The sequence below is a fragment of the Actinoplanes sp. NPDC048791 genome (assembly GCF_040650095.1).
Lineage (GTDB): Bacteria > Actinomycetota > Actinomycetes > Mycobacteriales > Micromonosporaceae > Actinoplanes.
The window spans coordinates 1-3,155 of the sequence record NZ_JBEZGQ010000971.1 but is presented as its reverse complement, the minus strand read 5'-3'; the positions used below and the strand labels follow the sequence as shown (position 1 = coordinate 3,155).

Below are 3,155 nucleotides of genomic sequence, written 5' to 3'. Positions count from 1 at the left end.
GGCGGCGGTCTCGTTGCAGGTGAAGACCTGGATGTGGTTGCCGTCGACGGCGATCGCGCCGTTGAGGTCCAGGCAGAGCCCGCCGCCCAGGTGTGGACCGTCGCCACCGACGGCACCCTGCGGGTCGTCGGCAAGTGTGCGGTGGCCACCGACGACGGCGCCGTCCGGCTCGCCGGCTGTGACGGCCGCCGGTCCGGGCCGTGGCAGGCCGGCGCCGACCGTACGCTGGTCAACCTGGCCGGCGGCGGCTGTCTCACCGATCCGGGCTCGGGCTCCCGCTCGGGGGCCGGCGTACGGATCGAGAGCTGTTCGGGCGCCGACCGGCAGCGCTGGGAGCTGCCCTGACCGGTCCGGCCTTCACGTGATCCGCAGGATGCCCCACAGGCCGTTCTCCACCGACCAGCGGAACGCGCCTGACCGGTAGGCGTGGTCGCCGCGGTGCCGGGCGGTCATCCGCAGCGTCCGGGCTGTGCCCGCGGTCAGGCCGGAGAACGAGCCCTCCCACGGACCGTCGCCCTGCCACGGCGCCGCCGGCCAGGCCATGCCGTGCACGGTGAAGGTGTGGTTGCGAGGCTTGTCGGCGGCGCCGAGCACGTGCAGCCACAGCTCCTGGCCCCTCTTCGCCTCCCAGAGCGGCGTCGGCGGGTCGTCGCGGGTGAGCCCGTCGCGCGGGTGGACCACGGCCGAGCCGTAGTTGATGCCCTTCTGGCCCGCGTCCTCGGGGACGTCACCCGGGACCACGTCGCGCACCGGGAGGTCCGGGTGGCCAGCCACGAAGTGCCGCAGCCCGTCCTGAACCAGCAGCACCTGCTCGTTGGCGACCACCCGGCCGTGCTCGTCGCGCAGCAGCACCTGCGGGCCGGTCCAGCGTTCCCGGCCGGTGACCGGGTCGGCCGGGGTGACGTCGTCCGGCTCGACCACCAGCGCGCCGATCAGGCCGTGGTGGCGGTGGTTGCGCACGTCCGCCAGGTCCTGCAGGCCGCAGACCTGTCCCGGCCCGTCGGCGTACGACGGCGGCGCGAGGTGCTCGTCGACGTACCACCAGTACTCGCGCCAGTTCGTCTCCTCGTGCCCGTGCGACGCCGGATCGCGGAAGATCACCTGACCGGTCGCCTCGTGGCCGCCGTGGCCGCCGTCGTGGGCGGGCAGCGGGCCGACCGTGCCGTCGTGGTTGGTGCCCACGTTGGCGCCGTCGTCGCTGACCACGTCGTAGCGCAGCAGGCTCGGGTGCAGCGACACCCGCGGTGAGACGGTGCGCTCGCTCGGGTTGCCGAGCTCGTCGAGGCGTTCCAGCGGCAGCCGGGGCGGGGCGGGCTCCACCCCGAACGGCGGCAGCACCGGGTCGTCCGGGTCCGGCAGCAGCTCGTTGATCAGCATGACCCGTACCCATTCGCCGGAGCGGGCCCGCAGCACGAGCGGCTCACCGGTGTTGTGCACACCGACGGCACGCCGGCGCATCCGCTCCGAGCCCTCCTCCACCGGTTCGTCGCGCCAGCCCGCGGCGGTCGCGAAGATCAGTCCCCATGGGTCGGTGAGCCGGCGGCCGTCGTACTCGTGCTCGTGCCGGCGGGCGGTGACGACGAACTCGCGTACCCGGTCCCCGCCGGCTCCCCAGGGCACCGCGGGCCGGGGTGGCAGACCGTTGTCCTCGATGGTGCCGGGCAGCGGCGGCAGCTCCTCGAGGTTGCCGGCGCTCGGGGCCAGCGCCCGGACCAGGCCCCAGCAGCCCAGCCACAGGTCGTCCATCGCGGCGAAGTGCCACAGGTGATCGCCGTAGGAGTAGCCGCCGGCGTCGGCCGGGTCGATGTCCAGGGTGAACGCCTCGGAGATGCCGATGGTCTGCTGGTTGACCAGCACCGAGCGGTCGTTGTGCCACTCCCGGCGCCAGCGCAGCCCGTGCGTGACGAAGCTGTGCTGCTCCTCGTGCGAGCCCTGAATGAGCCGGATCCGCAGCCGCTCCCCCGGATACGTCCGGATGATCTCGGTGTCCGGGTCCCCACCGGTGAGGTCGGCGACGACGGCACCCGGATCCTCCGCCGGATCCGCGGGATCCGCGACGGCCGGGCCGTTGCTGCTGAACCACTGGGAGGGGTCGTCGCCGCGGAAGGTCAGCGGGGCGCAGCGGTAGTTGACCGCCATCGCGCCGGGGTCGTCGTCACCACTCAGCTCGTGCGGCGGGTTCAGCGGGCGGCCGTCCGCGTCGACCAGCGGCACGAAGTCCCCGATCGCCAGACAGGCCTCCCGGTACGGCGGCAGCCCGCTGTCCACCGGCGGCAGCACCACAGCCTGCGGCCCCGACCAGGCGACGGTCTCCTGATCGGGCAGCAGCCAGCGCGACCCGGCCGGCTCGGCGATCAGCGCGGCGAACAGCCCGTGCTTCTGCCGGTAGTTGGCCAGCAGGTGGTCGTGGAAGAAGCACGGCCCGAACTCCTCGTCGACCACCCAGCGGTGGAACCCGACGTTGGCCGGCGGGTCACCGGGCTCGGCCGGCGCGCCCGCGACCGCCTCCGGGCAGCTGGCCCCGGACAGGTAGTTGAAGCCGGTGGACGAGCCGTCGGCGGCCAGCACGTCGAACTTGACCAGGTGCACGTGCAGGCCGCACTCGACCGGCAGGGTGGGCAGGTCGAAGCCGTCCGGCCCGATCGTGCCGAGCTCGTTGACCATCCGCAGCTCGACGATGTCCCCGTGGTTGGCCCGGGGGAAGAACGGCTCGATCCGCTCCGCCGGCGGCGTGAACTCCACCGGGGCGCCGTCGCCGACCGCCGGGTCGGTCACCGTGACCTTGGTGATCTGGTAGTGGTGGCCGCGCGGGTCGCGCCAGCCGCGGGAGTTGTAGGGCACCTCGTCGGCGCGGACCCGGACCTCGTAGCTGACGGTCCGGGGCGCGGGCAGTCCGGCGGCGTCGTTCCAGGCGCGGGCGTCGCCGTCCAGGTCCACGAAGAGCGCACCGGGACGCGGGTTCGCGACGACACCGGGAGGGAACGCCGCCAGCTCTTTGGCCGAGTGCGGCGGCAGGCCCAGCAGCCGGCGACGGCCGCCGAGAAACTCCCGCGTCACCGCGGGCGGGGGCGGCGCCTTCTGCGGGAAGTTGGCGTCGATGAACCACGGGAAGCCCGGCTGCTGACCGGTCCGCGGCTCTGGGTCGCGCCCCGGCA

The 3,155-nt window shown here is 73.9% G+C and carries 2 protein-coding genes; one reads left to right on the top strand and one right to left on the bottom strand.

What is annotated here, in order from left to right; genetic code table 11:
- Window positions 1–345: RICIN domain-containing protein (locus tag AB0C29_RS40640; protein ID WP_360832331.1), on the top strand; the 345-nt coding region annotated here is incomplete at its 5' end.
- Between the two features lie 12 nt (window positions 346–357).
- On the opposite strand, the gene AB0C29_RS40635 is transcribed toward AB0C29_RS40640, so the two are convergent.
- A partial coding sequence (locus AB0C29_RS40635; RefSeq protein WP_360832328.1) for a hypothetical protein occupies window positions 358–3,155 on the bottom strand: 2,798 nt, incomplete at its 5' end.